Source organism: Streptomyces sp. NBC_00237, from assembly GCF_026342435.1.
Taxonomy (GTDB): Bacteria; Actinomycetota; Actinomycetes; order Streptomycetales; family Streptomycetaceae; genus Streptomyces.
Map to the genome: position 1 here is coordinate 2,573,212 of NZ_JAPEMT010000001.1, position 26,874 is coordinate 2,600,085.

The window sequence follows — 26,874 nt, forward strand, 5'->3', positions numbered from 1 at the left end:
CACACGCATCCGTACGCGGCACACGGCACACGGCAGTGAGGACGATTCGATGAGTTGGTCCCTGGTCGGCCTGGCGGTCGGCATCGCACTCGGCTTCGCCGGGTACTTCGGCGGGTTCGGCGCGTTCGTGGTGGTCGCGGCACTGGGTCTGATCGGGCTCATGGTCGGCCGCTACCTGGACGGCGACCTGGACCCGGGTGACTTCCTGCGCCCGCGCGACCGGGACCGTGACGACCGGCCGAGGAACAGGCCCCGCCCGCGGTGACGCGCAGGGAACCGGGCGGGCGGGCCGAGGCGGCCTCGGTGATTCCCGCCGCCGAACGCGGTGCCACCCGGATCGCCGACCGGGTCGTCGCGAAGATCGCCGCACGGGCCGCGCGGGAGGCCCTCGCGGAAGAGCCCGAGGACGGCGGACCGCCGCACGCCACCGTCGTGGTGCGCGACTTCGAGGCCCGGGTGCGGGTCGCCGTGGAGCTCGCCTACCCCGGTGACCTTTCCGCCCGATGCGCCGCGGTGCGTCACCACGTGTCAAGCAGGGTAAGCGAGTTGGCGGGCATGGAGGTCCCTGAGGTGACAGTGCTGGTCGAGCGGCTGCACCGCTGGGCCCCGGAGAGCGGGAGGACGCGGTGAGCGAGCAGGTGCCCACGCTGGAGGCCGAACGCGCATCGCCCGTACGGGGCGGCCCGACGGCCCGCACACGCTTCTGGTCCGCCCGGCGCATCCCCGCCGGGCTGGCCGCAGCGGCCCTCCTGGGAGGCTCGGGCCTCCTCCTCTACGACGTCCTGGCGGTACGTTCCGGACGCCCCGGCATGCGCTGGCGCCGTGAACTCGCCGCCGCCCTCGCCGAACGCCCGCTGGGCCAGGTGTGGGTGCAGGTCGGCGCGGGACTGGCGGTGGCCCTCGGTCTGTGGCTGGTGGTCCTGGCCGTGACGCCGGGCCTGCGCTCCCTGCTCCCGATGCGCTGGAACGAGTCGGGCGACGGGGAGGTGCGGGCCGGTCTCCACCGGGGCGCGGCGTCCCTGGTCCTGCGCGAACGGGCGATGGAGGTGCCGGGGGTGCAGGCGGCGCGGGTGCGGGTGGGCCGGGGCCGGGTGACGGTGCGCGCCGTCTCCCACTTCCGTGAACTCGCGGACGTACGCGAAGACGTGGGGGAAGCGATGCGCCGGGGTGTCGACGAGCTGGGCCTCGCCCACGAACCGGCGGTCGCGGTACGGGTGGAACGGGCGGGCGCGGAGAGCGGGAAGGGGTGAGGGGACCATGCGCAATCCGGTGAACAGGGTGCTGCTGGGCCTGCTCGGCCTTCTCCTTCTCCTCCTCGGCGGCACGGCACTGACGGCGGGCCTGGCAGGCTCCTCGCTCCCGTCCTGGTGGCCCTTCTCGGGCCGGGACGACGTCCTGCTGAGCGTCGCTGACCGGACGCGGTGGCGGGGCGAGGGCTGGTGGTGGCCGGTGGTCATCGCCACCCTCTCGGTGTGCGCGGTGCTGGCGCTGTGGTGGCTGCTGGTGCAGATGAGGCAGAAGCGGCTGGGTGTGGTGCGGGTGGGGAGTGAGGGAGAGGCGGTGCTCCTGCGCGGCAGGGCCCTGGAGAGGGTGCTGGGCGACGAGGTGGAGGCGGTGCCGGGCGTCGAGCGGGCGAGGGTTCTGCTGACGGGGCGCCAGAACGCCCCGCGCGCCCGCATCTCCGTCCAGGTGACGGGGACGGCCGTCCCGGCGTGGGTGGTGTCGGAGGTCGACGGGGTCGCGCTGGTGAGGGCACAGCAGTCCATCGGGTCGGCCCACTTGCCTGCGGAGGTGACGGTACGGGCCCGAGGTCGCAGGGCGCGGTGATGCCAGGGCCCCGGGTGGGGCGGGGGAGGCTGCGAAGCAGTCCGCCAGGGGCGCGGGGCTGTATCGATGTACGGCTCTGCCGCGTGGGCGCGACCAGCCACGACGCACCCGCACGTACCAACTCCAAGCCCCGCAGGGTGAGATGGAGGGCCGGGGGCCCGGGGCGGAGCCTCCGGGCAGTGACCCCAGCCACCCACCCGACTCGCGCCGAGCGGGCGGGAGCCTCAGAAGCCGTGACGGGCCCCGCCGTCCACCGGGAGCATGACCCCGGTCAGGTACGACGCGCCCGGCGACAGCATGAACGCCGCCACCCGCCCGAACTCCTCCGCCGTCCCGTACCTCCGCAGCGGAATCCGCGCCGCATGCGCCTCCCGCACCGCCTCCGGATCATCGGCCAGCGAGTCCAGGTACCGCACCCGGTCCGTGTCGATCCGCGCCGGGAGCAGCCCGATCACTCGGATCCCCCGAGGCCCGACCTCTTCCGCGAGGGTCTTCGCGAACCCCGCGAGCCCCGGCCGCAGACCGTTGGAGATGGCGAGCCCCGGGATCGGCTCGTGCACCGACGCCGACAGCACGAAGCCGATCACACCCCCCTCACCCAGTTCCGCCGCCGCCGTCCGCGCCAGCCGTACCGCGCCCAGGAACACCGACTCGAAGGCGTCCCGCCACTGCTCGTCGGTGTTCTCCGACGTACTCCCCGCCGCAGGCCCCCCGACGCTGATCAGCATCCCGTCGAACCCGCCGAAACGAGCCCGCGCCTCCGCGACCAGCCTCCCCGCGGCAGCGGGATCCGCGTTGTCCGCCGCGACCGCCACCGCGTTCGGCCCGAGAGCCTCGGCGGCCTCGCCGACGGCCTTCTCGTCGCGCGCCGTCAGGACGACCTTCGCCCCGTCCGCCACGAGCTCCTTCGCCGCGGCGAAGCCCAGGCCACGGCTCGCACCCGTGACCACGTACACACGATCCTTCAGTCCAAGATCCATGGCCCTATCCTGCACCCTCCTCGGAGGACGCCTCCTCCCGGGCCAGCGCCAACGCCGTTCCCACCAGCCCGATATGGCTGAACGCCTGCGGGAAGTTCCCGATCTGCCGACGCGTCACCGGGTCGTACTCCTCCGCCAGCAGCCCCACGTCGTTCCGCAGCGCGCACAGCGTGTCGAACAGCTCCCGCGCCTCCTTCACCCGCCCGGTCATCAGCAGCGCGTCCGCCAGCCAGAACGAACACACCAAGAACGCGCCCTCGCCCCCCGGCAGCCCGTCGACCCGATTGCCCTCCGTGGCCTCGGCCTCGTCCGCGCTGTACCGCCGGATGAAGGCACTGCCCCGCCCCAGCTCGGCCCGGACCGCCTCCACCGTCCCCACCACCCGAGGATCGTCCGGCGGCAGGAATCCCACCTGCGGAATCAGCAGCGTCGCCGCGTCCAGCTCCACCGACCCGTAGGACTGGGTGAAGGTGTTGCGCTCGGGGTCGTAGCCCTTCTCGCAGACCTCGCGGTGCACCTCGTCGCGCATCGCCCGCCAGCGTGCGGCGTCCCCCGGAAGCGAAGGGTCCTCCTCCAGAATCCGCACCGCACGGTCGGCGGCCACCCACGCCATCACCTTGGAGTGCACGAAGTGCCGACGAGGTCCCCGCACTTCCCACAGCCCGTCGTCGGGCTCCCGCCACATCGTCTCCAGGAAGCCGAGCAGGCTCAGCTGGAGCTTCCAGGCGTGCGGCTTGGGCGCGAGCCCGGCCTCCCGCGCCACGTACAGCGAGTCGATGACCTCCCCGTACACATCGAGCTGGAGCTGTTCCGCAGCGTCGTTCCCGATCCGCACCGGGGCGGAGTTCTCGTACCCGCGCAGCCACGGAAGTTCCAGCTCCGGCAGGCGGCGCTCGCCGGAGATGCCGTACATGATCTTCAGGTCGGCGGGGTCCCCGGCGACCGCGCGCAGCAGCCAGTCGCGCCAGTCGGCGGCCTCGTCGAGGTACCCGGCGGACAGCAGCGAGCCCAGGGTCAGGGTGGAGTCGCGCAGCCAGCAGTACCGGTAGTCCCAGTTCCGTACGCCGCCGATCTCCTCCGGCAGCGAGGTCGTCGGCGCGGCGACGATGCCGCCGGTGGGCGCGTAGGTGAGGGCCTTGAGCGTGATGAGCGAACGCAGTACGGCCTCCCGGTGCGGCCCTTCGTACGTGCACTTCGCCGCCCACTCCTCCCAGTCCTGGAGGCTGTGCGCCAGCGACTCGTACGGGTTGATGAGAGGGGGCCTCGGCTCGTGCGAGGGGTGCCAGGTCAGCACGAACGCGACCTGCTCGCCGGGCCGTACGCAGAAGGAGGAGCGGGTGCTGTACTGCTGCCCCCAGGTCTTCACCCGGGGCCCCTCGCCCTCCGTCCCGTCCGCCGCCCGCGACACGTCCCGCAGCCAGATCGCGTCGGGGCCCGCGACCGCGACCCGGTGGCCGTCCGTGCGGCGCACCCACGGCACGATGTGGCCGTAGTCGAAGCGCAGCCGGAGCGTGGAGTGCACGGTGACCTCGCCGGAGAGCCCTTCCACGATCCGTACGACATCGGGGGCCTGGTCGCGCTGCGGCATGAAGTCGGTGACCTTGACACTGCCCGAACGGGTCTCCCACACGGTCTCCAGGACCAGCGATTCGCCCCGGTAGGAGCGGGAGGCACAGGTGCCCGCGCCCTCCGGGGCGAGCCGCCAATGGCCGTTCTCCTGGTCGCCGAGCAGGGCGGCGAAACACGCGGCGGAGTCGAAGCGGGGCAGGCAGAGCCAGTCGAGGGAACCGTCGCGGCCGACCAGGGCCGCGGTCTGGAGGTCCCCGATGAGCGCGTAGTCCTCGATGCGTTGGGTCACGCTGAAGCGTGTTCCCGTCCGGGCGCGGCGTCAATCAGCCACGTCGGTCACGTGTTCACACCGGTCACAGCGCACGCACCGCGCGCACGCACGGCTCGTACGCACCGTTCGCACGCACGGCTCGCACGCACCGCGCGCACGCACGGCTCGCACGCACCGAGGAGCTGCCCCCACCGACGATCAGGCGGAAGCCGTCTCCGGCTTCTCCGCCTCGGCCGCCTCGTCGGCGTCCTGCGCGATCCCGGCCGCCACAGCGTCCCGCTCGCGCTTCTCACGTCGTACGAGAATGACCCAGCCGACGGGCACCGCGGCCACGAACAGCCACCACTGCACGGCGTACGCCATGTGCGGGCCGATCGACTCCGAGTCGGGGGTGCCGATCACCTCGGGGCTGTTGTCCGGCGGAACCGGATCGGTCAGCTCCAGGTAGCCGCCGAGCACCGGGCGGCCCAGCAGCTTCGACTGCTGCGCGCTGTTCATCAGCATCACCTGCCGGGGCGGCAGGTCCTTCAGGTCCTTGATGCCGCTGCCGGACGTCGTCTCGTCCGCCTTCAGCCGACCGGTGATCGTCACCTCGCCCTTCGGCGGGACCGGGACGTGCGGGAACGCCTGCTGATCGGTGGCGAACGGGACCCAGCCCCGGTTGACCAGGACCGTGCCGCCGCCCTTCAGGTCAAGCGGGGTCAGCACGAGGAAGCCGACCTGGTCGTCGGACGAGGTGCGGCGGCGCACGACGACCTCGTGCGCGGTGTCGTACCTGCCGGTGGCGGTCGCCGTGCGCCAGAAGTCGGCGCGCGGGACGGAGTGGCCGGGAGACGTGAGCTCCTGGACGGGCTTCGGCTTCGCCTTCAGGTTCCCGGCGATCAGCTGGTTCTGGGCGACCCTGTGCTCGTGGCGGTGGTACTGCCAGAAGCCGAGTTCGACCATGACGGGCATGAGGACCAGCGCCAGGAGGGTGAGGATCACCCACTGCCGGGACAACAGGAAGCGGTACACGCTTTGACGGTACCTGGCGTGAGAAGTCCCCCGGTGGGCGGGTTGCCCGAGCCGGGGGAGCCGAGGGGAGAGCGAGGGGGACCGGACGTCTCACACCTTGTCGACGATGCCCACCTTCCCCTCCGCGCGGGAGCAGTGCGCACCGCAGAACCACTGGCCCTCGACCTCGACGCCCTGGCCGATGATGCGGCACCGGCAGTGCTCGCAGATCGGGGCCATCCGGTGGATGGCGCAGGAGAAGCAGTCGAACACGTGCACCGCGCCCTGCGCGTGCACCTCGAAGGACATGCCGTAGTCGTTTCCGCAAACCTCGCATCGTGCCATGGGGCACAGGGTGCAGTGCGCAGGGGCGCAGGGCGTGCGGGGCACGCCCGACCGTCACCCGTCCGACGGTGTGAGCGGTCCTACGAGCCCCCGCCCTACGCGCTGGTCCGGGCCGGCGCCACGTCGCGCAGCAGATGCGTGTACGCCGCCTCGTCGACGACCGGGGTGCCGAAGGACTTGGCCTTGACGGTCTTGGAGGTCGCCGAGTCCGGGTCGTTGGTGACCAGCAGGCTCGTCAGCCGGGACACGCTCGTCGCGACGTGCAGTCCCGCCTCGACCGTACGGTCCTCCAGGAGGTCCCGGTCCACCGACGTGTCGCCGGAGAACGCCACCCGCATCCCCTGCATCAGCGGCTTGTCCGCCTGGTAGCGGCCCGGGTTCGGGTACGGGCAGGCGGGCCGCTTCTTGGAGGGCCGCCAACTGCCCTGCCCGCCGCCGCTCCCGCCGTACGAGGACTGGTAGCCGATCCGGGGAGCGGCGGGCGCGTCCGACCACTCGGTCAGCGGGCGGCACTCCAGAAGGGGCAGCCGGACCCCGCCCTGCGCCGCCGCGTGCAGGCTCGGCCGGAACGCCTCCGCGAGGACGCGGGCGTCGTCCAGCGCGTGGTGCGCGTGCTGCTGCACCACGCCGAAGTGGGCGGCCAGCGAGGCCAGCTTGTGGTTGGGCAGCGGCAGCGCCAGCTCCTTGGCGAGCGCGATGGTGCACAGCCGCTGCCGTACGGGGGCGACGTGCCCGGCCCGTGCGTACTCCCGCGCCAGCATCGACCAGTCGAACATCGCGTTGTGCGCGACGAGGACCCGCCCGTCGAGCCGCTCGGACAGCTCGCCCGCGATCTCCGGGAAGAGCGGCGCGCCCTCCAAGACCTCGGTGGTCAGCCCGTGGATCCACGTCGGCCCTGGATCCCGCTCGGGGTTGACCAGGGTGTACCAGTGGTCGACCACGTCGCCGTGCGCGTCGAGGCGGTAGACGGCGGCGGAGATTATCCGGTCGTCGCGGGAGAGACCTGTGGTCTCCACGTCGACGACCGCGTACCCCTTCGGGTAGGCGGTCGGCCAGGTTGCTGCCGCTGTGGTCTGGTCATCGAGCATGGTCACAGAGAATACGGGCCGACACTGACAGTCCCCTATTCGCCCAGTACGGAGCCCGTTTCCGGCATCGGGTCCCGGGCCCCTCCGGTCCCCACCTCCGGTGGCACCGGCCCGAGTTCCGCGACGAGGTCCCCGGCCGTGACCCGCGTCACTCCCCGGTGCCCGTCGACCGGTCCGGGGAAGAGCCGGTAGACCGTGCCGGTCGCCTTCTCGGGCACGGGCTCCCCGTGCACCCGGGCCACCAGCACCCGCCGCCCCGAGAGGAGCCCTTCGAGGTCCGTCGACGTCCCGTGCTCCTGCGGCACTTCGGCCGCCGCCAGCCGCCCGGCGAAGGCGGCCGCACTCTCGCCCTCCGCACGCCGGTACGTCCACAGCGCACCGTCCCGCCGCACCACGGTCACCTCCGGCGCGCGTGCCGCCGCGTGCCAGCGGGCGAGGTCGGCCATGTTCGTACGGCTGCCGAAGGAGAAGTACGAGGTGAGGTCCCGGGCGATCCTGCCCAGGTCGTGGGTGTGCGAGGCGATGCTCTGGAAGCCTCCGGCGGGCGGCAGATGGAGGTCCGTCCACAGCGCCTCGCGGCGGCGCAGGTCCACCAGCATGGGGACGCAGACCTGCGAGTCGCCCGCCAGGTCGAAGCGCTGGCGGACCGTGCGCGGGTCGTACGAGGAGTCGCGCGGGCGTCCGCCGTCGAGTTCCATGAAGCCCGCGAAGGCGTCCGTCAGCTTCTCGAACGCGATGTTGTTGAAGGAGAAGACGACGGGCATGGCGTACGCGATCCCGGCGTGCGCGAGCAGCGGCAGCTCCAGGTCGACGTACTCCGTGGCCCCGCCAGGGGCGGGCGCGGAGGTCAGGTCGCCGGAGTGCACCGCCGCACCCCCGTCGTGCCGCAGCGCGGTGTAGTCGCACAGCCCCACGAAGGTCAGGTCGCTGCCGTAGAACGCCACCGACAGGTCGAGGTCCACCCGGGTGTCCGCCGGTTGCGTCCAGTGCAGGAACAGCCGCATCGCCTCGCCGGGCGGCAACGGCAGGCGGCTGCCCCGGGGCACCGCGACGAGCGAGGCGGCGGACGCGTGCTCGGCGAACGGCACGGTCAGGTCCTCCAGCGCCTCGTCGATCACGGCGTGGTCGTATCCCTCCCGCTCCGCGAGCCGCCGCAGCACCTCGGCCTCCAGCAGGCCGCACACCCGGGCGGCCGGCCCGGCGGGCAGCGGAGCCCGGTCCTCCGCCACGGCGAAGGCACGGGTGACCTCGCCGCGCGGGAAGAACACCCGGCGTGCCGGGGGATCCGTCCGGTGGCGCACGCGCAGTGCGCCGTACGCGGACACCAGGGCGCCCACCCCGGCCCGGGGGAGCGTGTGCTCCAGCGCCTCGGCGAGCGCGTCGAGGGCGTCCGGCGCGGCTTCGGCACCGTCCGGCGCGGCCCCGGTGTCGTCCGGCGCGGCTGCGGTGTCGTACAGCCGCAGTACGTGATCCAGGCGGCGCAGCAGTTCGCCAGGGCGCTGGCGCAACAGCCTTGTCGCGCGCGGGAGTTCCCGTGCGGCGAGGGCCGTCTCGACCTGCCCGTTCCAGGTCACGGCACGGACCCGGCCGTCCTCGACCGTCACCCACCGGGGGTGCTGCGCGGCGAGTTCCCGCAGCTCGGGGAACGCGTCGGTGTCGGTCTCGCGCAGCACGGCGAAGGCGAGCGCGGCCCGGGGGTGGCGTGCGTACTGCTCGTACGGATGCAGGCTCTCGGCCGCACGCTTCCAGGGGCCCGGGTGGCGGCGCAGGTCCTCGATGAGCGAGCCCGTGTGCAGTTCGTCCAGTACGGCGAGGAGCTCGCGCCGCAGTGCGCGCGGCAGGCTGCGGAACCGGGGCGGCTTCAGCAGGGCCGCGTTGCCGCCCGAGCGCACACAGAGCAGCCGCAGTACGTCGGTGGCCGTGGTGAGCCTCGCCCGCAACTGCGCCCGCGCCGCGTCGGCGGTGCGCGGCTCGCACAGCAGGGTGCCCAGGACGAGGGCCTTGGTCTCGCGTACGGGGATGTCCTCGGGCAGTGCGGAGAGGTCGGCGGGCAGGGCCGGGAGGAGGGCGGCCAGGTCCGCGTACTCCTGCCCGGAGAGCGGGGTCTGACGCACCATCAGTTTCCGTGCCTCGGTGGCCGACGCGGAGGGGAGGTCGGTACCGAGGGAGAGCAGGCGCAGCGGTCCCGCGAAGGCCGGACGACGGGATGCTCCGCGCGCCGGGCGTGCGGGGGGAGCGACCGGGGTCAGGAACGGGTCGTCCGGATCGAGGCGACGGTGGCAGATCGGGCAGCCCGAGTAGTCCGCGCCGTCCCAGCAGGCACGGCACACCAGATGGGCGCACGGCGACACCGGATGCACGGTGGAGACCGCGCCGCACAGCACGCAGGGCTGCTGCGGCTCCTGGAGCAGCAGCGTGAAGACGCGGTCCACGTACAGCAGGGCGGTGTCGCACGGCACGGTGAGCGGGAAGAGCTGGAACAGCGGGGTGTGCGTGCGGTGCGAGCCCAGCAGCTCGTCGGCACCGGACAGCAGCAGACGGCCCTCACGGGCCAGGTCGATGTGGTCCAGCGCGGCGAACGCGGCGTGCAGGGGCGCGGTCAACGCGAAGCCCCGGTCGAGGAGTTCCGCTTCGAGTACGACGAGGCGCGGCGCGGTGCGCGGGTCCTCGGCGAGGGCCGGGGCGAGGTCGAGGTGCACGGTCTGGGTCCGGCGGAGCAGCACGGACTGGGGTGAGGGCAAGTGGGCCTTCCGCGAGGGGCGGTGCGCGACGAAGCGGCGCGTGGGCGGTGCCGGGGCGCGGCTGAATCCTGTGGCGGGCTTGTGGCAGGGACGGAGAGTGGGGGCGCTACGGCGTCGGAGGATGAGAAGGAAGCGCGCGCGGAGCCGCCCTGCGCGGGTGATTCTATGCATGCCCCTCTCACGTCCTCCACCCATTTTCCGTCTCCCCCGGTGGAGGCGGGCGTCCCGGGCTGCGCCTGGTGCACGGCTGCGCCCGGTGCACGGCTGCGCCGCGCGTCCTCAATCTTCCCCAAGCTCTCGGCTTCGCTCAAGCAGGGGAGACCCCATCGACGGGCTGGAAGAGCCGCCCAGCAGCGCCCCCGCCAGTGCCCGTACCGACACCACGAACACCCGCTCCGGGTCCGCCGGATGCGCCAGGGCCCGCGCCAGCGCCGGGTCGTCCTCGGCGAGGTCCGCCGACCACAGCTCGCCCTCTCCGGGGGACTGCACCGGCGCCCTCTCCCGGTTCCGCTCCACCAGCACGTGCCCCACCACCTGGAACTGCACCGCCCGCACCGCCTGTGCCGCGCGTGCCCCCCGCAGGCCCGCCGCGTGCACCTCGTGCACCAGCGCCTGTTGCGCGGGCAGGAACATCCGCTCCGTGAGACCGCGTTCGTGCACCATCGCGATCAGGTGCGGACGGGCGCGCAGCTCACGGCGCAGTGCGCGCGCCACCGACACGACCCGGTCGACGGGCGTGCGGCCGCGCGGCACCAGTGCGCCCATCTCCCGCACGGTCCGCTCGACGAGGGCGTCGAGGAGGGACTCCCGGTTGCCCACGTGCCAGTAGATCGACGTGACCGCCGTGCCCAGCTCGGCGGCGAGCTTGCGCATGGTCAGGTCCTGCGGACCGTGCTGCACGACGAGCCGCGCGGCGGCGTCCAGCACGTCCTCGCGGGTGAGCTGAACTCTTCGCATGTCCCCAACTTCCTTCCGTGCACGTCTCTTTACCCTTCATCGCTGCTGCTGTAACAGTGTTACAGCAGCAGGGGCGGAGCGACCCGCGAACGGCACGACCGACGAAGGGTGGTACGACATGGCACGCGTACGGTACGGAGCGCGCACCGAGGCCGAGATCGAGGCCGCGCGCACCAGGAGCACCCAGCTCCCCGACATCTGGTCCACCGGCGTGGTGGCCGTCTGGGAGAGCGACCCGGACGCGGTGGCGGCCGTCCTGCCGCCGCCCCTGAAGCCCACCGGCCGCCCGCTGGTGCGGGCGAACATCAGCAAGGTCGACCTCCCCGGCTATCCGCTGGGGGCCGGTTCGGTGGCGGTCGCCGCCGCGTACGACGGGTGCGAGGGCTGGTACCCCCTCGTCATGCCCATGACCCACGAACGCGCCCTGATCGGCGGCCGCGAGGTCTTCGGCGAGCCCAAGAAGCTCGGCGAGGTGACGGTGGAGCGCGACGGTCTGGTGGTCCGGGCCGCCCTCGCCCGGCACGGCATCGCCTTCGTCGAGGTGCGCGGCGCGGTGTCCGGGGCGCTCCCGCTGCCCGAGCCGGTCGAGAAGCACGACTTCTACTTCAAGTTCCTGCCCGCCGTCGACGGGCACGGCTTCGACGCCGACCCGGTGCTCGTGCGGTGCACCCGGCACGAGAAGGTCCGCAAGCTGGAGCAGGTGACCGGAGACGTCGTGCTCCGCGAGTCCATGTACGACCCCGTGGCCGACCTCCCGGTGCGCCGCCTCGTGGAGATCACCCTCGGCGAGAAGACCAGCGACCAGAGCGGCAGGGTCGTCGAACGGGTCGGCGCGCAGGCCCTGCTGCCCTACATCCACCAGCGCTACGACGACCCGCAGCAGATCCTCGACGGACCGCCGGAGGGGAGTGCCTGATGGAGCTGCGGGCGGGGCAGACGGCCGTCGTCACGGGCGCGGCGAGCGGCATCGGGCTGGCGATGGCGCGGCGGTTCGCCGATGAGGGCCTGAAGGTCGTCCTCGCGGACGTCGAGGAGGGCGCCCTCGGCAAGGCCGCCACGGAGCTGCGCGAGGGCGGCGCACAGGTGCTGGCGCGCGTCGTGGACGTCAGCGAGCGCGACTCCGTGCGGGAGCTGGCGGACGCCGCGTACGACGCCTTCGGCGCGGTGCACGTCCTGTGCAACAACGCCGGTGTCGGCTCCGGCGCCGAGGGCCGCATGTGGGAGCACGAACCCAACGACTGGAAGTGGGCGTTCGCCGTCAACGTCTGGGGCGTCTTCCACGGCATCCAGGCATTCGTGCCGCGCATGCTCGCGGGCGGCGAACCCGGGCACGTCGTCAACACCTCCTCCGGCGACGGCGGCATCGCCCCCCTGCCGACCGCCTCCGTGTACGCCGTCACGAAGGCGGCCGTGGTGACGATGACCGAGTCGCTGTACGCGCACCTGAAGGCGGAACAGGCGCAGGTGGGCGCGTCCGTGCTCTTCCCCGGCCCGCACATGCTGCGCACCGGCCTGTGGGAGTCGCACCGCAACAGGCCCTCGCGCTATGCCAAGGAGCGTCCGCGCCGCACTCCGTACCGCAGCCTCGACCAGTGGGAGGCGGCGATGAAGGAGGCCGGTCAGGAGATCGCGTTCACGCCGGTCGAGGAGGTCGCCGGGGTCGTCGTGGACGGCATCAGGGCGGACCGCTTCTGGATGCTCCCCGAGAGCGAGCACAGCGACCGGCAGATCAGGGCGCGTTCCCAGTCGATGCTGGACCGCTCCCACCCCTCGTACCTCGAAAAGTTCATTCTCGACTGAGACTCCTTCCGACCGACTCTGCGCTCAGGAGCGTGATCGATCGTGACCGAACGAGACCCCTACCTGATCATTTCCTCCGACTGTCACGCCGGGCTGCCCACCGAGCGGTACCGGCCCTATCTGGACAGCGCCTTCCACCGCGCCTTCGACGACTTCCTCGGGCAGCGCGACGCCCGCCGCGAGGAGATGACCCGCCTCGGCGTCCGCAACGAGGCATTCGCCGCCCAGTGGTTCCAGGACAACGAGGAAGGTCTGCGCGGCGGCTGGGACAGCGCCCAGCGCCTCAAGGAGCTGGACGGCGACGGAGTGGCCGCCGAGGTCGTCTTCCCGGACGCCGACGCCGTCGACAGCCAGACCGCGGCCCCCTTCGGCGTCGGCCTCGGCCTCTCCGGCGACCAGGACCCGGAGCTGGGCATGGCGGGCGCACAGGCGCACAACCGCTGGCTGGCGGACTTCGTCGGCGAGCACCCCGAACGCCACTGCGGCGTGGCCCTGCTGCCGATCACCGGCGACGTCGGCAAGGTCGTCGCCGAGGTGCACCGGGCCAAGGAGTCCGGTCTCGGCGCGCTGATGATCCCCTCCATGTGGGTCGACAAGGCCCCGTACCACGACCGGCGTTACGACCCGGTGTGGGCGGCCGCCGCCGAGACGGGCATGCCGATCGTCACCCACTCCGGTGCCGCGCCCCGCCACGAGTACGGCGACCACCTGGGCATCTACGTCAGCGAGGTGACGTGGTGGCCCGCCCGCCCCCTGTGGTTCCTGCTCTGGTCGGGGGTGTTCGAGCGGCACCCCGGCCTGACGTTCGGGGTCGCCGAGTCGGGCTGCTGGTGGCTGCCGAACCAGCTGTGGTTCATGGACCGGCTCTACCTGGGCGCGCACGGCGGCAAGAAGCTCTCCCCGTTCGAGGAGCTGAAGCGCCCGCCGAGCGAATACCTCGACCGCCAGGTGTTCGTCTGCGCCACGAACACCAAGAGGCGCGAGCTGGCACAGCGCTACGAGATCGGTGTCGACAACATCCTCTGGGGCAGCGACTTCCCGCACCCGGAAGGCACCTGGCCCAAGACCCGCGAGTGGCTCAGGAACACCTTCCACGACATCCCCGTCACCGAGACCCGCCGCATGCTCGGCCTCGCGGCGGCGGACGTCTTCGGCTTCGACACCGGGAAGCTGGCGCCGCTCGCCCGCCGGATCGGGCCGACCCCCGACGACCTGGGACAGCCACAGGACCAGGCGGCCGTGGAGCAGTCCTGGGCGAAGTCCCGGGAGGTGGGCCGCCACTGGCTCACCGGGAACGACTTTCCGCAGATCGGGGTCGTGTGATGGACCGGACCGCGTCATCTCACTACACCGTGATATCCGCCGACTGCCACGCCGGAGCCGACCTCCTCGACTACAAGCCGTACCTGGAGAAGAAGCACCACGCCGACTTCGACGCCTGGGCGGCCACCTACACCAACCCCTACGAGGACCTCCTCGCCGACACCGCCGACCGCAACTGGAACTCCGCCCGCCGCCTCGCCGAGCTGGAGGCCGACGGCATCGTCGCCGAGGTCGTCTTCCCGAACACCATCCCGCCGTTCTTCCCCACCGCCTCCCTGATGGCGCCCGCGCCCACCCGGGAGGAGTACGAACAGCGGTGGGCCGGGCTGCGCGCCCACAACCGGTGGCTCGCCGACTTCTGCGCGGACGCCCCCGGGCGCAGGGCGGGCGTCGCGCAGATCCTCCTCAACGACGTGGAGGAGGCCGTCCGCGAGATCCGCCGCACCCACGAGGCGGGCCTGACGGGCGGTGTGCTCCTCCCCGGCGCCCCGCCGGGCTCCGGCATCCCGGAGCTGTACGCGGCCTCGTACGACCCCATCTGGGCCGTCTGCGCGGAGCTGGGCATCCCGGTCAACCACCACGGCGGCTCCGCGTCCCCGCCGCTCGGCGACGAACCGGCCGCGCGCGCCGTGTTCATGGTCGAGACGACGTGGTTCTCGCACCGCGCGCTCTGGCACCTGATCTTCGGCGGGGCCTTCAAACGGCACCCGGACCTCACGCTGGTCCTCACCGAGCAGGGTTCCGGCTGGATACCCGGCGTCGTCGAGATGCTGGACTACTACCACTCCCGGCTCGTCGCGGCGGCGACCGGGGCGGCCACCGCCGAGTCCAAGTTCGGTGCCGGGCTCGCCGCTTCGATGGGCGACAGCCCCAGCGAGGTGTGGCGGGACAACTGCTTCGTCGGGGCCAGCTTCATGCGCCCCCACGAGGTGCCCCTGCGCCACCGCATCGGCCTCGACAAGATCATGTGGGGCAGCGACTACCCGCACGACGAGGGCACCGCCCCGTACTCGCGGGAGGGCCTGCGCATCGCCTACGCCGGGCTGCCCCGGGAAGAGGTCGCCGCGATGGTGGGTGGGAACGCCGCGCGGGTGTACGGATTCGACCTGGAGCTGCTCGACGCGGTGGCCGCCCAGGTGGGCCCCACCGTCGGGGAGATCGCCCAGCCCCTGGAGAAGGTGCCGTCGGACGCCACCAGCCCCGCCTTCGCACCGGGCGGGTCGGTACGCGTCTGGTGAGCCCCGGGGTGGCATCGTCCCCCGCATGACGGACGACATGACGGACGAAAAGGGCACGTACGAGCCCCACCACGAGGACCTCGGCTCCCGCCTGAACTGGCTGCGGGCCGGGGTCCTCGGCGCCAACGACGGCATCGTCTCCACGGCGGGCCTCGTCGTCGGCGTCGCCGGAGCCACCGACTCCCGCAGCGCGCTCCTCACCGCGGGCATGGCCGGACTCTTCGCGGGCTCCCTGTCCATGGCGGCCGGCGAGTACGTCTCGGTGTCGACGCAGCGCGACTCGGAGAAGGCGGCCGTCGAACTGGAGAAGAAGGAACTGCGCGAACAGCCCGAGGAGGAGCTCGCCGAACTCGCCCAGCTCCTTCGGAGCCGCGGTCTCTCCCCGGAGGTCGCCGAGGAGTCCGCCCGGCAGCTCACCGAACGCGACGCCCTGCGCGCGCACGCGCGCGTGGAGCTCAACATCGACCCCGACGCGCTCGCCAACCCCTGGCACGCCGCCTGGGCCAGCTTCGTCGCCTTCACCGTCGGTGCCCTGCTGCCGCTGCTGGCGATCATCCTGCCGCCGCAGTCCTGGCGACTGCCGGTGACGGTGATCTCCGTACTGGTGGCACTGGCCTGCACCGGCTGGGGGAGCGCCAGGCTGGGAGCGGCTCCGGCGGGGCCCGCCGTGGTGCGGACGATGGCGGGAGGGGCGCTCGCGATGGGAGTGACGTATCTGGTGGGCACCCTGCTGGGTTCGACGGGCGGATAGGCCGGTTCGCACGGTTCCGCCCCGGGCGCGCTTCGGCAACCATGGCACCCATGCGAGAAGAGCGAACTCCCCCTTCCACGCCCCGATTCGACGCCCTCGTCGCGGAGGCCGGGCGGATCGCCGTGGGGCTCGGTCACCGGCACACCGGTGCCGAGCACCTCATGATGGCGCTCCTGCGCGACCCCGACGCCGTACCCACACAGGTCCTCGCCGAACTCGTCGACCCCGCCGAGATCGACAAGCGGCTGCTGACCCTGGTCACGTCACCGACGTACCACGAGAACCGGCACACGGACCGTCCGCACTCCTGACGGAAGTTCTTACATACTTGTGGGTAACAACCCCTAGTCGGGCCCCGGTCCGCCGCCCTATCGTGCGGGAATGCCGAACCTGCCCGATGTCGTGCTGTGGTCCATCCCGGCCTTCGTTCTGCTCACCGTGCTCGAAATCGTGAGCTACCGCCTGCACCCCGACGACGACGCCGAGGGGTACACGACCAAAGACGCCGCCACCAGCATCTCGATGGGGATCGGCAGCATCGGCTTCGACTTCCTGTGGAAGATCCCGATCGTGGCGATCTACACGGCCGTGTACGAGCTGACGCCCGCGCGCATACCGGTGCTCTGGTGGACGATCCCCCTGATGCTGCTCGCGCAGGACTTCTTCTACTACTGGTCGCACCGGGGCCACCACGTCGTCCGCATCCTGTGGGCCTGCCACGTCGTCCACCACTCCAGCCGGAAGTTCAACTTCACCACCGCGCTGCGCCAGCCCTGGACGACGCTCACCGTCTGGCCGTTCTACCTGCCGCTGATCGTCGCGGGGGTCCACCCGGCAGCCCTCGCGTTCTGCTCGTCCGCGAACCTCGTGTACCAGTTCTGGGTGCACACCGAGCGGGTCGGCAAGCTGCCGCGGCCTGTTGAGTACGTGCTCAACACGCCCTCGCACCACCGGGTGCACCACGCCTCGCAGGGCGGCTATCTCGACCGCAACTTCGGCGGCATCCTGATCATTTGGGACCGGATCTTCCGATCGTTCGTGTCCGAATCGGACCGCCCTGTCTACGGTCTGACGAAAAACATCGAAACCTACAACCCCCTGCGCGTCGCCACCCACGAGTACGCGGCCATCGCCCGCGACGTGCGCGCGGCGAGCACCTGGCGGGAGCGCGCGGGGCGCGTCTTCGGCGGCCCCGGCTGGCAGCCGAAGGACACGGCCGCGCCCACCAGCGCCGGAGGCCCGGTCGCGCCGTCCACGCAGCCTGTCCGCGCGCAGGCCGCTGTCGCGCCTGCTCCGGCCGACGCCGCCGTCGCGCCCGCCCCCGGCGGCGCCGCCCCTGGGGCCACCGTCCCCGGCCAGCAGTCGGAGCCCGCCGCGTGAGCCGCGACACGAGCCGCCGCCCGGGCCGCGTCACCACCCGCGACCGGCTCGCCCGAGCCCTCCTCGCCGCCTTCCTCCTCGCCACCGCCGTCGACCTCGGCGGTCTCCTCGCCGACGTATGGACGGTCCACGCGGTGGCCAAGCCACTGCTGATGCCGCTCCTCGCCGGACACGTCGCCGCACGCGGCGGACCGCGCCTCCTGGTGGCGGCCCTCCTCTTCGGCTGGGGCGGCGACGTCGCCCTCCTCTTCGACGCGGACCCCGCCTTCATGCTCGGCATGGGCTCCTTCGCCGTCGGCCACGTCTGCTACCTGTTCCTCTTCAAGGGCGCCCCGATGCGCCGCCCCCTGGGTGCCGCGTACGCCCTCGCGCTGGTCGGCACCGTGACCCTCCTGTGGCCCGACCTCCCCGCGGACCTGCGCGTCCCCGTCGCCGGATACAGCCTGCTGCTCACCGTGATGGCCTTCCGGGCGAGCGGCCTCGGCCTGTACGCGGGCCTCGGCGGCGCGCTCTTCCTGCTGTCCGACACCCTCATCGCCACCGGCGTCGCCCAGTGGCCGCAACTCCCCGCCCCCGACTTCTGGGTGATGGCCACCTACGCGGCGGCCCAGTGCCTGCTCGCCCTGGGCGTGCTGGGGGCCCCGGCACGGGCCGTCGCGCCCGCCCAGGAAGACCTGGCCGCACCGGCGTACGGTGAAAGGCGTACTGCCCTCTGACCAGCAAGGACGCCCCCCCATGCGTGCCACCGTCATCCATGCTCCCCACGACATCCGGGTCGAAGAAGTGCCCGACCCGGTCGTCCAGCGGCCCACCGATGTGGTCGTACGCGTCCTCCGCGCCTGCATCTGCGGCAGCGACCTGTGGGCGTACAAGGGGGAGTCCGCACGCAAGCCCGGACAGCGCATCGGGCACGAGTTCCTCGGCGTCGTCGAGGAGGCGGGGTCCGAGGTGCGGGCCTTCGCGGCGGGCGATTTGGTCGTCGCGCCCTTCGTGTGGTCCGACGGCACCTGCGACTACTGCGCGGAGGGCCTGATGACCTCCTGCCCCGAGGGCGGCTTCTGGGGCTCGGTCGGCTCCGACGGCGGCCAGGGCGAGGCGGTGCGCGTGCCCTTCGCCGACGCCACCCTCGTCGCACTGCCCGCCGCCGCGGCCTCCGACGAACGCCTGCTGACGGCCCTGCTGTCGCTCTCCGACGTGATGGGTACGGGCCACCACGCGGCGGTGGGGGCCGGTGTGCGGCCCGGTTCGACCGTCGCGGTGGTCGGGGACGGCGCGGTGGGCCTGTGCGGCGTACTGGCCGCCAAGCGGCTCGGCGCGGACCGGATCATCGCGATGGGCCGCCACACCTCCCGTACGGACATCGCCCGCACCTTCGGGGCGACGGACGTCGTCGCCGCACGGGGCGAGGAGGCGGTCGCCGCCGTACGCGAACTGACCGGCGGCCGGGGCGCGCACTCCGTCATCGAGGCCGTCGGCACCGAACAGTCCATGAGTACGGCGCTCTCGATCGCCCGCGACGGCGGATCGATCGGCTACGTGGGCGTCCCGCACGGCAGCGCCGCCGGGGTCGACCTGCACACGATGTTCGGCCGCAACATCGCGCTGCGCGGGGGAGTGGCCCCGGTCCGCGCGTACCTCCCGGAGCTCCTGCCCGACATCCTGAACGGCACCATCGACCCGTCCCCGGTCTTCGACCTGACGGTGTCCCTGGACGACGTCCCGACCGGCTACAAGGCGATGGACTCCCGCACGGCCCTGAAGGTCCTGATCAAGCCGTGACGCTCCGGGGGGTGCGGGGAGCATGCAGTCAGGGGCGCGGGACTGTGCTCGATCTGCGGCTCCGCCGCGCGGGCGCGGCCGGCCACGGCGAAACCCGCGGCCGGCAACGCACCATCAGCTCCCCGCACCCCCAACCCTCATCTAGCGCACAGCGCGCAGCGCGTCGATGATCCCGGCCCCGTAGAAGCCGTTGTCGTTCACGCCGCCCTTGCAGACCGCGTCGATGTCGCCGTCCTTGTCGATGTCGTACGGGTCACCGCACGCGGTGCTCTCCGCCTGCGACGTCAGCATCCGCTCCAGCTGGTTCGGCGTCGCGTTCGGGTGCGTCGACTTCAGCAGGGCGAGGACGCCCGAGACGTGCGGGGACGCCATCGAGGTGCCGTTCTTGTAGCCGTAGCCGCCGCCCGGCAGGGTGGAGAGGATCGCTCCGTTGACGGCCGGGCCCTCCGGCTCCTGGTACGCGGTGCGGTCGCCGCCCGGCGCCGCCACGTCCACGACGCCCTTGCCGTAGCTGGAGTACGACGACTTGAGGTTCTTCGCACCGGTCGCGGAGACCGTGATCACGTCGTCCAGCTGCATCGGGATGTCGAGGCACTTCTTGGGGTCGATGGTGCGCGGACCCGGGGTCGTGTCGTTCGGGCTGGAGGCGTCCTTGATCTCCTTGGCGTCCAGGTCGAAGTTCGAGTTGCCCGCCGAGGCGACCGAGATGGTGCCCTGCTTGCGCGCGAACCGGTGCGCCCGGTCGACGGCCTCCACGAGGGCGCCCTGGTCCGGGTCGTCCTTGCAGTTGAACATCCACGGGTCGGTGTAATAGCTGTTGTTCGTGATGTCCGCGCCGTTCTCGGCCGCGTACACGAAGGCGCAGACGATCGCCTCGGTGTAGAAGTAGCCGGTCGCGTCGGCGACCTTGATGCCGGAGACCCGCACGTTCGGCGCGACGCCCGTGACGCCGACACCGTTCTTCGCGGCGGCGATGGTGCCCGCCACGTGCGTGCCGTGGTCGGACTCGCCGGTCTTCGGACGCCAGGTGCCCGGCGTGGTGTCCGCCTTGCCGCCGACACAGTTCGCGGAACCCTGCGCGTCGAAGTTCGGCGCCAGGTCCGGGTGGGTGTCGTCGACGCCCGTGTCGATGACGGTGACGTTGACCCGCTTGCTGCCCAGGGTCTTCTGGTGTGCCTTGTCCGCACGGATCGCGGGCAGGGCCCACAGCAGCGGCTCCAGCGGGTCCTGCGCGCTGTCGGACTTCTTGGCCAGCGCGGCGGCCTGCTTCGCCTCGGCGGCGGTCAGCACCTTCGTGCCGCCTATGTCCGTGGTGCCCGCCGCCTCCATCGGCTTGGTGCGCGTCGCACCCGCCGACCCGACGCCCGGCACCTTGCGTATCTGCTTCCCGAACTCGGGGTTCTGGGAGGTGACGACGATGACGCCGATCTTGTCGTACGAGATGACTATCGTGCCGCCGGCCTTGGCTATCGCCTTCTTGACCGACGCGGCCGTCGACTTGCCGCCCTCGACGTTCACCACGTACGACAGCTTCGGCCCGTCCGCGGCGGGTGCCGCCGCCGGTATCTCCTCAAGAGGCGCGGCGTTGGCCGTCGCCAGCGGCAGAACCCCGAGCGAGGCGGTCAGCGCCAGCCCGACAGGCAGTGCCAGAACACGCGATCGTCTGCTTCTCAGATGAGCCATGGGATCTCCACATCATCCGTGCCGAACGTCCTACCGCAGAAACGCGGTTGGACGGGTACATGACCAGCGAAGCTATCGCTGATCAACGTGTCGGATCAATGAGTTCGGAAAAGAAAACACGCCGGTTGAACCGAGTCGCCCCGCGCGCCGTGCCGTTGTCAGGGGGAGGCAAGCCCGTCCACCCCCTTCCAGCGAGGTTTTCTTGACCCCCTCCATTCCGACCGCGTCGCGAGGAGATTCCGTGACCACCGATGCACCACCGCCCCAGGGCGGCCCGGACGCCCAGCCCGCCGGGCCCACGACGGAGCAGTTCGTCGCGGTGCAGGAGAGCGCGGAATTCGGCGAACTGCGCCGCGCCCACCGCTCGTTCGCCTTCCCCCTGACCGTCGCCTTCATCGCCTGGTACCTGCTGTACGTACTGATGTCGAACTACGCCGGTGGCTTCATGGGCACCAAGGTCGTCGGCAACATCAACGTCGCCCTCGTCTTCGGGCTCGCCCAGTTCCTGACGACCTTCCTCATCGCCTGGTTCTACTCGCGGCACGCGGCGACCAAGCTCGACCCGAAGGGCGCCGCGATCAAGTCCCGTCTGGAGGCCGGAGAATGAGCACGCTTGCCGCGACATTCGGCAGCACGGGCTGGCAGCTCGCCGCAGGCGAGGGGGCCAGCGAGCACCGCACGCTGATCATCACTCTTTTCGCCCTGTTCGTCGTCGCCACCCTCGGCATCACCGTCTGGGCGGGACGCCAGACCAAGAGCGCCGCGGACTTCTACGCGGGCGGCCGTCAGTTCACCGGCTTCCAGAACGGCCTGGCGATCTCCGGCGACTACATGTCCGCCGCCTCCTTCCTCGGCATCGCGGGCTCCATCGCCCTCTTCGGCTACGACGGCTTCCTGTACTCGATCGGCTTCCTGGTCGCCTGGCTGGTCGCCCTGCTCCTGGTCGCCGAACCGCTGCGCAACTCCGGCCGCTACACGATGGGCGACGTCCTCGCCTACCGCATGAGGCAGCGCCCGGTCCGCACGGCCGCGGGCACCTCGACGATCGTCGTGTCGATCTTCTACCTGCTCGCGCAGATGGCCGGAGCGGGCGTCCTGGTCTCGCTGCTGCTCGGTATCACCAGCGACGGCGGCAAGATCGCCATCGTCGCCCTGGTCGGCGTCCTGATGATCGTGTACGTCACCATCGGCGGCATGAAGGGCACCACCTGGGTGCAGATGGTCAAGGCCGTCCTGCTCATCGCGGGCACGCTCCTCATCACCTTCCTGATCCTGCTGAAGTTCAACTTCAACGTCTCCGACCTGCTCGGCGCCGCCGCCACCAACAGCGGCAAGGAAGGGTTCCTGGAGCCCGGCCTCAAGTACGGCGCCAGTGCCATGTCCAAGCTGGACTTCCTCTCGCTGGGCATCGCCCTGGTCCTCGGCACGGCCGGACTGCCGCACATCCTGATCCGCTTCTACACCGTCCCGACCGCGCAGGCCGCCCGGAAGTCCGTCAACTGGGCCATCGGCATCATCGGTGCGTTCTACCTGATGACGATCGTGCTCGGCTTCGGCGCCGCCGCCCTCCTCAAGCCGGGCGACATCACCGCCTCCAACAAGGCGGGCAACACCGCGGCCCCGCTCGCCGCCCTCGAAATCGGCGGCGGCTCGGGATCCACCGGCGGCGCGATCCTCCTCGCCGTGATCTCCGCGGTCGCCTTCGCCACGATCCTCGCGGTCGTCGCGGGCCTCACCCTCGCCTCGTCGTCCTCGTTCGCGCACGACATCTACGCGAACGTCATCCGGCGCGGCAAGGCCACCGAGAAGGAGGAGATGAAGGCCGCCCGCTGGGCCACCGTCCTCATCGGCATCGTCTCCATCGCGCTCGGCGCGCTCGCCCGCGACCTCAACGTGGCGGGGCTCGTCGCCCTCGCCTTCGCGGTCGCCGCGTCCGCCAACCTGCCGACGATCCTCTACAGCCTCTTCTGGAAGCGCTTCACCACCCAGGGCGCCCTGTGGTCGATCTACGGCGGCCTCTTCACGGCGGTCTTCCTCGTGCTCTTCTCGCCGGTCGTCTCCGGCAAGCCGACCTCGATGTTCAAGGGCGTCGACTTCGCCTGGTTCCCGCTGGAGAACCCGGGCCTGATCTCGATCCCGCTGGGCTTCCTGCTCGGCTGGCTCGGCTCGGTCCTCTCGAAGGAGGAGCCCGACAAGGGCAAGTACGCCGAGCTGGAGGTCAAGTCCCTCACCGGCACCGGAGCCCACTGACCGGTATCCACCGGTACGTACCATCAGGGCCGCGTCGTAGGACTCTACGACGCGGCCCTGCCACGACTCGTGCCAATCGGCCCTCCGGCGTTGTCAGTGCCGTCGCGTACTGTCGAAGGCATCAGTCACCCATCGGGGAGGGGGCCCACAGTGCTCATCGACACCTTTGGCCGGGTCGCCACCGACCTTCGTGTTTCTCTCACGGACCGCTGCAACCTGCGGTGCACGTACTGCATGCCCGAAGAGGGCCTCCAGTGGCTCGGCAAGTCCGATCTGCTCACCGACGACGAGATCGTCCGGCTGATCCGCATCGCCGTCACCGAGCTGGGCATCACCGAGGTCCGCTTCACCGGCGGCGAACCCCTGCTCCGGCCCGGCCTCGTCGGGATCGTCGAGCGCTGCGCCGCCCTCCGGCCCCGCCCGAAGATGTCGCTGACCACCAACGGCATCGGTCTCAAGCGCACCGCCACCGCCCTCAAGGCGGCGGGCCTCGACCGGGTCAACGTCTCCCTGGACACCCTGCGCCCCGACGTCTTCAAGACCCTCACCCGGCGCTCCCGCCACCAGGACGTCCTCGACGGCATGGCCGCCGCCCGTGACGCCGGACTCACCCCGGTCAAGGTCAACGCCGTCCTGATGCCGGGCCTCAACGACGACGAGGCCCCCGACCTCCTCGCCTGGGCCGTGGAGAACGGGTACGAGCTGCGCTTCATCGAGCAGATGCCACTGGACGCCCAGCACGGCTGGAAGCGCGACGGCATGATCACCGCCGGTGACATCCTGGAATCCCTGCGCACCCGCTTCACCCTCACCGAGGAGGGCGACACCGAGCGCGGCTCCGCACCCGCCGAGCGCTGGGTGGTCGACGGCGGCCCGCACCGGGTCGGCGTCATCGCGTCCGTCACCCGCCCGTTCTGCGGCGCCTGCGACCGCACCCGGCTCACCGCCGACGGCCAGGTCCGCACCTGCCTGTTCGCCCGCGAGGAGTCCGACCTGCGGGCCGCCCTGCGCTCGGACGCCACCGACCAGGAGATCGCGGAGCTCTGGAAGGTCGCCATGTGGGGCAAGAAGGCGGGCTCGGGCCTCGACGACCCGACGTTCCTCCAGCCGGACCGCCCGATGTCGGCGATCGGAGGCTGAGCCCTCAGGCGGGGCTCTGGTCCGCTTCCCACTCGGCGAGCGGCACGACGTCCTTCAGGAAATCCCGTACGCCCAGGAAGTGCGAGAGGTGCTCCCGGTGCTCCTCGCAGGCGAGCCACGTCTTGCGTCGCTCCGGAGTGTGCAGCTTCGGGTTGTTCCAGGCGAGGACCCAGACCGCGCCCGCGCGGCAGCCCTTCGCGGAGCAGATCGGTGTCTCGTCACTCACGGTCGTACGTCCCAAGCAGTTTGTGCCGTTCCCGCACGGTTCGTACACGCGGGGGAAAAGGCGACGCCGAGCAGCCACGGGGGGAGCTGCCCGGCGTCGGTCCGTCGCTCCGACGGGGGATGCGGAGCGCCTACGAAGTATGTCACGGGGGATGGGGTGCGGTGCACCGGAACTTCATGATTGATCTGAGCTTTTCTTGAGCTTGGGCGGAGCTAAGTGGTCCGCCCCTGGGGGCCGTTGACCGGTCCGGCCGTCCCGGAGGCCCCCTCCGAGCTCTTCTCCGCGTCCCGGAACGGGTCCTCGTCGGGGTCCATCACCCTGCCCTCCAGCGGCGCCTCCAGGGCGGGCCGCACGGGCGCGGGCACGAAGGTGCTGGGCAGGGACTTCACGTTCTCCCGGCCGCCGTTGGCGATCACCACGGCGACGTAGGGCAGCAGCACACCGAGCGCCAGCGCCACGATCGCCACGGGACGTTGCACGTTCCACAGCACGGCGGCGAGAACGACGGCGACCGTCCTGACGGACATCGAGATGATGTACCGGCGCTGCCTGCCCCGGACGTCCTCGGCGAGGCCCTGGCGGGCTCCGGTGATCCGCACGACCTCGGCCCCGCGCAGTTTCCGCACCACGATCCCACCACCCGATTCCAGCGCCGGGCGCTCCCCGGCCCGGATCCCTCCACGGTACGCCCGCCCTCCGTCAGGCGTCAGAGCGGGGCCCGTACGGACTGGGCGAAACCGACCCCGCGTCCCCCGTACGGCGGTGTCCGACATGCGCCGTACGGGGTATCCGCCCAGACTTGATCGCAGCGCACATCCGCGCCCGTACGAGGAGGCGACATGAGTTGGTTGTGGGCAATCATCGTGGGACTCGTGCTCGGTCTGATCGCCAAGGCGATCATCCCGGGCAAGCAGCAGATCCCGCTCTGGCTGACGACCGTGCTCGGCATGATCGGCGCCGTGGTGGGCAACTGGATCGCCGCCCGCTTCGGCATCAACGAGACGCGCGGTGTCGACTGGGGACGGCACCTCTTCCAGCTGATCGGCGCGGTGGCCGTGGTCGGCGTGGGTGACGCCCTGTATTCGATGGTCCGGGGGAACAGAAGCAGAGCCTGAGCGGCGCGTGCCATCGGGCGCGCCCAGCACCTAACCGCGCGCCCCACGGCAGGCGGGCCGGAACCCCGAGGGGGGTTTCCGGCCCGCTGCCATGCCGTACGCGAAGGGCTCAGCCCGCTGCGATCTCCACCGCGGCCAGGTTCTTCTTGCCCTTGCGCAGCACCAGCCAGCGGCCCTGCAGCAGCTGGTCGGCGGTGACCTCGGCGTCCTCGGCGGTGACCTTGACGTTGTTCACGTACGCGCCGCCCTCCTTGATCGTGCGTCGCGCGCCGCCCTTGCTGGGGGCGAGGCCCGCCGCGATCAGCAGGTCCACGACCGGGCCGAGGCCCTCCGCCTTCGCGTGCGGCAGCTCGGACAGAGCGGCCTTCAGCGTCGGCTCGTCCAGCTCGGTCAGCTCGCCCTGCCCGAACAGCGCCTTCGACGCGGCGATGACGGCCGCGCACTGGTCCGCGCCGTGCACCAGCGTCGTCAGCTCCTCCGCCAGCGCGCGCTGTGCGGCACGTGCCTGCGGACGGGCCTCGGTCTGCGCCTCCAGCTCCGTCAGCTCCTCCTGCGTACGGAAGCTGAGGATGCGCAGGTACTTCGAGACGTCACGGTCGTCCACGTTCAGCCAGAACTGGTAGAACGCGTACGGCGTGGTCATCTCCGGGTCCAGCCAGACGGCCCCGCCCTCGGTCTTGCCGAACTTGGTGCCGTCCGCCTTGGTCATCAGCGGCGTCGCCAGCGCGTGCACGACCGCGTCCTGCTCCACCCGGTGGATCAGGTCCAGACCGGCGGTGAGGTTGCCCCACTGGTCGCTGCCGCCCTGCTGGAGGGTGCAGCCGTACCGGCGGTACAGCTCCAGGAAGTCCATGCCCTGGAGCAGCTGGTAGCTGAATTCGGTGTAGCTGATGCCCTGCTCGGACTCCAGCCGACGGGCGACCGAGTCCTTGGTGAGCATCTTGTTGACCCGGAAGTGCTTGCCGATGTCCCGCAGGAACTCGATCGCGGACAGGCCGCCCGTCCAGTCCAGGTTGTTGACCATGGTGGCCGGGTGGGCGCACTGCGAGCCCTCGAAGTCGAGGAAGGGCTCGATCTGCGCGCGCAGCCGGTTCACCCACTCCTTGATGGTCTCCGGGTCGTTCAGCGTGCGCTCGGCCGTCGGACGGGGGTCACCGATCTGCCCGGTGGCCCCGCCGACGAGCGCCAGCGGCCGCAGGCCCGCCTGCTGGAGCCGACGCATGGTGAGCACCTGCACCAGGTGTCCCACGTGCAGGCTCGCCGCGGTCGGGTCGAAGCCGCAATAGAACGTGACGGGGCCGTCCGCGAGCGCCTTGCGCAGTGCGTCTTCGTCCGTGGACTGGGCGAACAGCCCGCGCCACTTCAGCTCGTCGACGATGTCCGTCACGATTCTCGTATCTCCTCAGATGTACGGGTAC

28 protein-coding genes are annotated in these 26,874 nt (G+C 71.5%); 17 read left to right on the forward strand and 11 right to left on the reverse strand.

From position 1 onward, the window contains the following. Positions 1–49: 49 nt before the first annotated feature. Genes OG897_RS11360 through amaP form a run of 4 tightly spaced genes read left to right on the forward strand, consistent with a single transcriptional unit; the run spans position 50 to position 1,827 of the window. Complete coding sequence (locus OG897_RS11360; RefSeq protein ID WP_266655375.1) at positions 50–265, forward strand: hypothetical protein; 216 nt, start codon at positions 50–52, stop codon at positions 263–265. After that, positions 262–630: a hypothetical protein gene (locus tag OG897_RS11365; RefSeq protein ID WP_266655377.1), complete on the forward strand. Its 369-nt coding sequence runs from the start codon at positions 262–264 to the stop codon at positions 628–630. Before OG897_RS11360 ends, OG897_RS11365 begins: the two co-directional genes overlap by 4 nt. Positions 631–638: 8 nt before the next feature. After that, positions 639–1,250 carry a DUF6286 domain-containing protein gene (locus tag OG897_RS11370; RefSeq protein WP_266656752.1) on the forward strand — a complete coding sequence of 204 codons (612 nt, stop codon included), beginning with the start codon at positions 639–641 and terminating at the stop codon, positions 1,248–1,250. 7 nt (positions 1,251–1,257) lie between these two features. Further along, entirely contained in the window at positions 1,258–1,827 is a 570-nt protein-coding gene (gene amaP / locus OG897_RS11375) for an alkaline shock response membrane anchor protein AmaP (protein ID WP_266655379.1), read from the forward strand. A 224-nt stretch (positions 1,828–2,051) separates the two neighbouring features. Here the strand turns inward: amaP and OG897_RS11380 are convergent, their stop codons facing one another. From OG897_RS11380 to OG897_RS11410, 7 genes are all read right to left on the reverse strand, one after another. Next, positions 2,052–2,807, reverse strand: coding sequence for an SDR family oxidoreductase (locus OG897_RS11380; RefSeq protein ID WP_266655380.1), 756 nt, complete (start codon positions 2,805–2,807; stop codon positions 2,052–2,054). Positions 2,808–2,811: 4 nt separating this feature from the next. Continuing rightward, entirely contained in the window at positions 2,812–4,665 is a 1,854-nt protein-coding gene (locus tag OG897_RS11385; protein ID WP_266655382.1) for a glycoside hydrolase family 15 protein, read from the reverse strand. Between the two features lie 180 nt (positions 4,666–4,845). Then, positions 4,846–5,661, reverse strand: coding sequence for an SURF1 family protein (locus OG897_RS11390; RefSeq protein ID WP_266655384.1), 816 nt, complete (start codon positions 5,659–5,661; stop codon positions 4,846–4,848). Between the two features lie 90 nt (positions 5,662–5,751). Continuing rightward, positions 5,752–5,985, reverse strand: a complete 234-nt coding sequence (locus OG897_RS11395) for a hypothetical protein (RefSeq protein WP_266655386.1) — start codon at positions 5,983–5,985, stop codon at positions 5,752–5,754. 95 nt (positions 5,986–6,080) lie between these two features. After that, positions 6,081–7,079, reverse strand: coding sequence for a DEDDh family exonuclease (locus tag OG897_RS11400; RefSeq protein ID WP_266655388.1), 999 nt, complete (start codon positions 7,077–7,079; stop codon positions 6,081–6,083). A gap of 29 nt (positions 7,080–7,108) precedes the next feature. Then, positions 7,109–9,814, reverse strand: a complete 2,706-nt coding sequence (locus tag OG897_RS11405; RefSeq protein WP_266655390.1) for an MXAN_6230/SCO0854 family RING domain-containing protein — start codon at positions 9,812–9,814, stop codon at positions 7,109–7,111. Between the two features lie 279 nt (positions 9,815–10,093). Then, positions 10,094–10,771: a TetR/AcrR family transcriptional regulator gene (locus OG897_RS11410; protein ID WP_266655392.1), complete on the reverse strand. Its 678-nt coding sequence runs from the start codon at positions 10,769–10,771 to the stop codon at positions 10,094–10,096. A 118-nt stretch (positions 10,772–10,889) separates the two neighbouring features. Between OG897_RS11410 and OG897_RS11415 the strand changes: the two genes are divergently transcribed. From OG897_RS11415 to OG897_RS11455, 9 genes are all read left to right on the forward strand, one after another. Further along, entirely contained in the window at positions 10,890–11,687 is a 798-nt protein-coding gene (locus OG897_RS11415) for an acetoacetate decarboxylase family protein (RefSeq protein WP_266655394.1), read from the forward strand. After that, positions 11,687–12,571, forward strand: a complete 885-nt coding sequence (locus OG897_RS11420) for an SDR family NAD(P)-dependent oxidoreductase (RefSeq protein ID WP_266655396.1) — start codon at positions 11,687–11,689, stop codon at positions 12,569–12,571. The genes OG897_RS11415 and OG897_RS11420 overlap by 1 nt, the downstream gene beginning before the upstream one ends. A gap of 42 nt (positions 12,572–12,613) precedes the next feature. Beyond that, on the forward strand, positions 12,614–13,894 hold the full coding sequence (locus OG897_RS11425) for an amidohydrolase family protein (RefSeq protein WP_266655397.1): 1,281 nt from the start codon (positions 12,614–12,616) through the stop codon (positions 13,892–13,894). Then, on the forward strand, positions 13,894–15,132 hold the full coding sequence (locus OG897_RS11430; RefSeq protein WP_266655398.1) for an amidohydrolase family protein: 1,239 nt from the start codon (positions 13,894–13,896) through the stop codon (positions 15,130–15,132). Before OG897_RS11425 ends, OG897_RS11430 begins: the two co-directional genes overlap by 1 nt. Positions 15,133–15,157: 25 nt before the next feature. Further along, complete coding sequence (locus tag OG897_RS11435; RefSeq protein WP_266655399.1) at positions 15,158–15,883, forward strand: VIT family protein; 726 nt, start codon at positions 15,158–15,160, stop codon at positions 15,881–15,883. Positions 15,884–15,933: 50 nt separating this feature from the next. Continuing rightward, positions 15,934–16,194 (forward strand): Clp protease N-terminal domain-containing protein, encoded by a 261-nt coding sequence (locus OG897_RS11440; RefSeq protein WP_266655401.1) that lies wholly within the window; start codon positions 15,934–15,936, stop codon positions 16,192–16,194. 70 nt (positions 16,195–16,264) lie between these two features. Further along, positions 16,265–17,263 carry a sterol desaturase family protein gene (locus tag OG897_RS11445; RefSeq protein ID WP_266655403.1) on the forward strand — a complete coding sequence of 333 codons (999 nt, stop codon included), beginning with the start codon at positions 16,265–16,267 and terminating at the stop codon, positions 17,261–17,263. Continuing rightward, complete coding sequence (locus tag OG897_RS11450; RefSeq protein WP_266655405.1) at positions 17,260–17,979, forward strand: lysoplasmalogenase; 720 nt, start codon at positions 17,260–17,262, stop codon at positions 17,977–17,979. Before OG897_RS11445 ends, OG897_RS11450 begins: the two co-directional genes overlap by 4 nt. A 19-nt stretch (positions 17,980–17,998) precedes the next feature. Continuing rightward, positions 17,999–19,042 carry a zinc-dependent alcohol dehydrogenase family protein gene (locus tag OG897_RS11455; RefSeq protein WP_266655407.1) on the forward strand — a complete coding sequence of 348 codons (1,044 nt, stop codon included), beginning with the start codon at positions 17,999–18,001 and terminating at the stop codon, positions 19,040–19,042. A gap of 141 nt (positions 19,043–19,183) precedes the next feature. Here the strand turns inward: OG897_RS11455 and OG897_RS11460 are convergent, their stop codons facing one another. Further along, complete coding sequence (locus tag OG897_RS11460) at positions 19,184–20,725, reverse strand: S8 family serine peptidase (RefSeq protein WP_266655409.1); 1,542 nt, start codon at positions 20,723–20,725, stop codon at positions 19,184–19,186. A gap of 241 nt (positions 20,726–20,966) precedes the next feature. Here OG897_RS11460 and OG897_RS11465 point away from each other — a divergent pair, with 241 nt between their 5' ends. From OG897_RS11465 to moaA, 3 genes are all read left to right on the forward strand, one after another. Continuing rightward, positions 20,967–21,332, forward strand: a complete 366-nt coding sequence (locus tag OG897_RS11465) for a DUF485 domain-containing protein (protein WP_266655411.1) — start codon at positions 20,967–20,969, stop codon at positions 21,330–21,332. Beyond that, positions 21,329–22,975 (forward strand): cation acetate symporter, encoded by a 1,647-nt coding sequence (locus OG897_RS11470; protein ID WP_266655413.1) that lies wholly within the window; start codon positions 21,329–21,331, stop codon positions 22,973–22,975. Before OG897_RS11465 ends, OG897_RS11470 begins: the two co-directional genes overlap by 4 nt. 150 nt (positions 22,976–23,125) lie before the next feature. Next, positions 23,126–24,115, forward strand: coding sequence for a GTP 3',8-cyclase MoaA (gene moaA / locus OG897_RS11475; RefSeq protein WP_266655415.1), 990 nt, complete (start codon positions 23,126–23,128; stop codon positions 24,113–24,115). Between the two features lie 4 nt (positions 24,116–24,119). Here the strand turns inward: moaA and OG897_RS11480 are convergent, their stop codons facing one another. After that, positions 24,120–24,341: a hypothetical protein gene (locus OG897_RS11480; RefSeq protein ID WP_266655417.1), complete on the reverse strand. Its 222-nt coding sequence runs from the start codon at positions 24,339–24,341 to the stop codon at positions 24,120–24,122. Positions 24,342–24,553: 212 nt separating this feature from the next. After that, positions 24,554–24,970 (reverse strand): DUF3099 domain-containing protein, encoded by a 417-nt coding sequence (locus OG897_RS11485; protein WP_266655419.1) that lies wholly within the window; start codon positions 24,968–24,970, stop codon positions 24,554–24,556. Between the two features lie 210 nt (positions 24,971–25,180). On the opposite strand from OG897_RS11485, the gene OG897_RS11490 reads away from it, so the two are divergent. Next, entirely contained in the window at positions 25,181–25,456 is a 276-nt protein-coding gene (locus tag OG897_RS11490) for a GlsB/YeaQ/YmgE family stress response membrane protein (protein ID WP_266655421.1), read from the forward strand. A gap of 109 nt (positions 25,457–25,565) precedes the next feature. On the opposite strand, the gene tyrS is transcribed toward OG897_RS11490, so the two are convergent. Further along, a complete protein-coding gene (tyrS, locus tag OG897_RS11495; protein WP_266655423.1) occupies positions 25,566–26,843 on the reverse strand; it encodes a tyrosine--tRNA ligase in 1,278 nt (425 codons plus the stop codon). Between the last annotated feature and the right edge of the window lie 31 nt (positions 26,844–26,874).

What these genes read in the sequence shown, in the direction of transcription:
- OG897_RS11470 (WP_266655413.1), top strand. Translation starts at nt 21,329, where the DNA reads ATGAGCACGCTTGCCGCGACATTCGGCAGCACGGGCTGGCAGCTCGCC.
- OG897_RS11410 (WP_266655392.1), bottom strand. Translation starts at nt 10,771, where the DNA reads ATGCGAAGAGTTCAGCTCACCCGCGAGGACGTGCTGGACGCCGCCGCG.
- OG897_RS11445 (WP_266655403.1), top strand. Translation starts at nt 16,265, where the DNA reads ATGCCGAACCTGCCCGATGTCGTGCTGTGGTCCATCCCGGCCTTCGTT.
- OG897_RS11360 (WP_266655375.1), top strand. Translation starts at nt 50, where the DNA reads ATGAGTTGGTCCCTGGTCGGCCTGGCGGTCGGCATCGCACTCGGCTTC.
- OG897_RS11420 (WP_266655396.1), top strand. Translation starts at nt 11,687, where the DNA reads ATGGAGCTGCGGGCGGGGCAGACGGCCGTCGTCACGGGCGCGGCGAGC.
- OG897_RS11415 (WP_266655394.1), top strand. Translation starts at nt 10,890, where the DNA reads ATGGCACGCGTACGGTACGGAGCGCGCACCGAGGCCGAGATCGAGGCC.
- OG897_RS11490 (WP_266655421.1), top strand. Translation starts at nt 25,181, where the DNA reads ATGAGTTGGTTGTGGGCAATCATCGTGGGACTCGTGCTCGGTCTGATC.
- amaP (WP_266655379.1), top strand. Translation starts at nt 1,258, where the DNA reads ATGCGCAATCCGGTGAACAGGGTGCTGCTGGGCCTGCTCGGCCTTCTC.
- OG897_RS11380 (WP_266655380.1), bottom strand. Translation starts at nt 2,807, where the DNA reads ATGGATCTTGGACTGAAGGATCGTGTGTACGTGGTCACGGGTGCGAGC.
- OG897_RS11430 (WP_266655398.1), top strand. Translation starts at nt 13,894, where the DNA reads ATGGACCGGACCGCGTCATCTCACTACACCGTGATATCCGCCGACTGC.
- OG897_RS11395 (WP_266655386.1), bottom strand. Translation starts at nt 5,985, where the DNA reads ATGGCACGATGCGAGGTTTGCGGAAACGACTACGGCATGTCCTTCGAG.
- OG897_RS11455 (WP_266655407.1), top strand. Translation starts at nt 17,999, where the DNA reads ATGCGTGCCACCGTCATCCATGCTCCCCACGACATCCGGGTCGAAGAA.
- OG897_RS11440 (WP_266655401.1), top strand. Translation starts at nt 15,934, where the DNA reads ATGCGAGAAGAGCGAACTCCCCCTTCCACGCCCCGATTCGACGCCCTC.
- OG897_RS11460 (WP_266655409.1), bottom strand. Translation starts at nt 20,725, where the DNA reads ATGGCTCATCTGAGAAGCAGACGATCGCGTGTTCTGGCACTGCCTGTC.
- OG897_RS11435 (WP_266655399.1), top strand. Translation starts at nt 15,158, where the DNA reads ATGACGGACGACATGACGGACGAAAAGGGCACGTACGAGCCCCACCAC.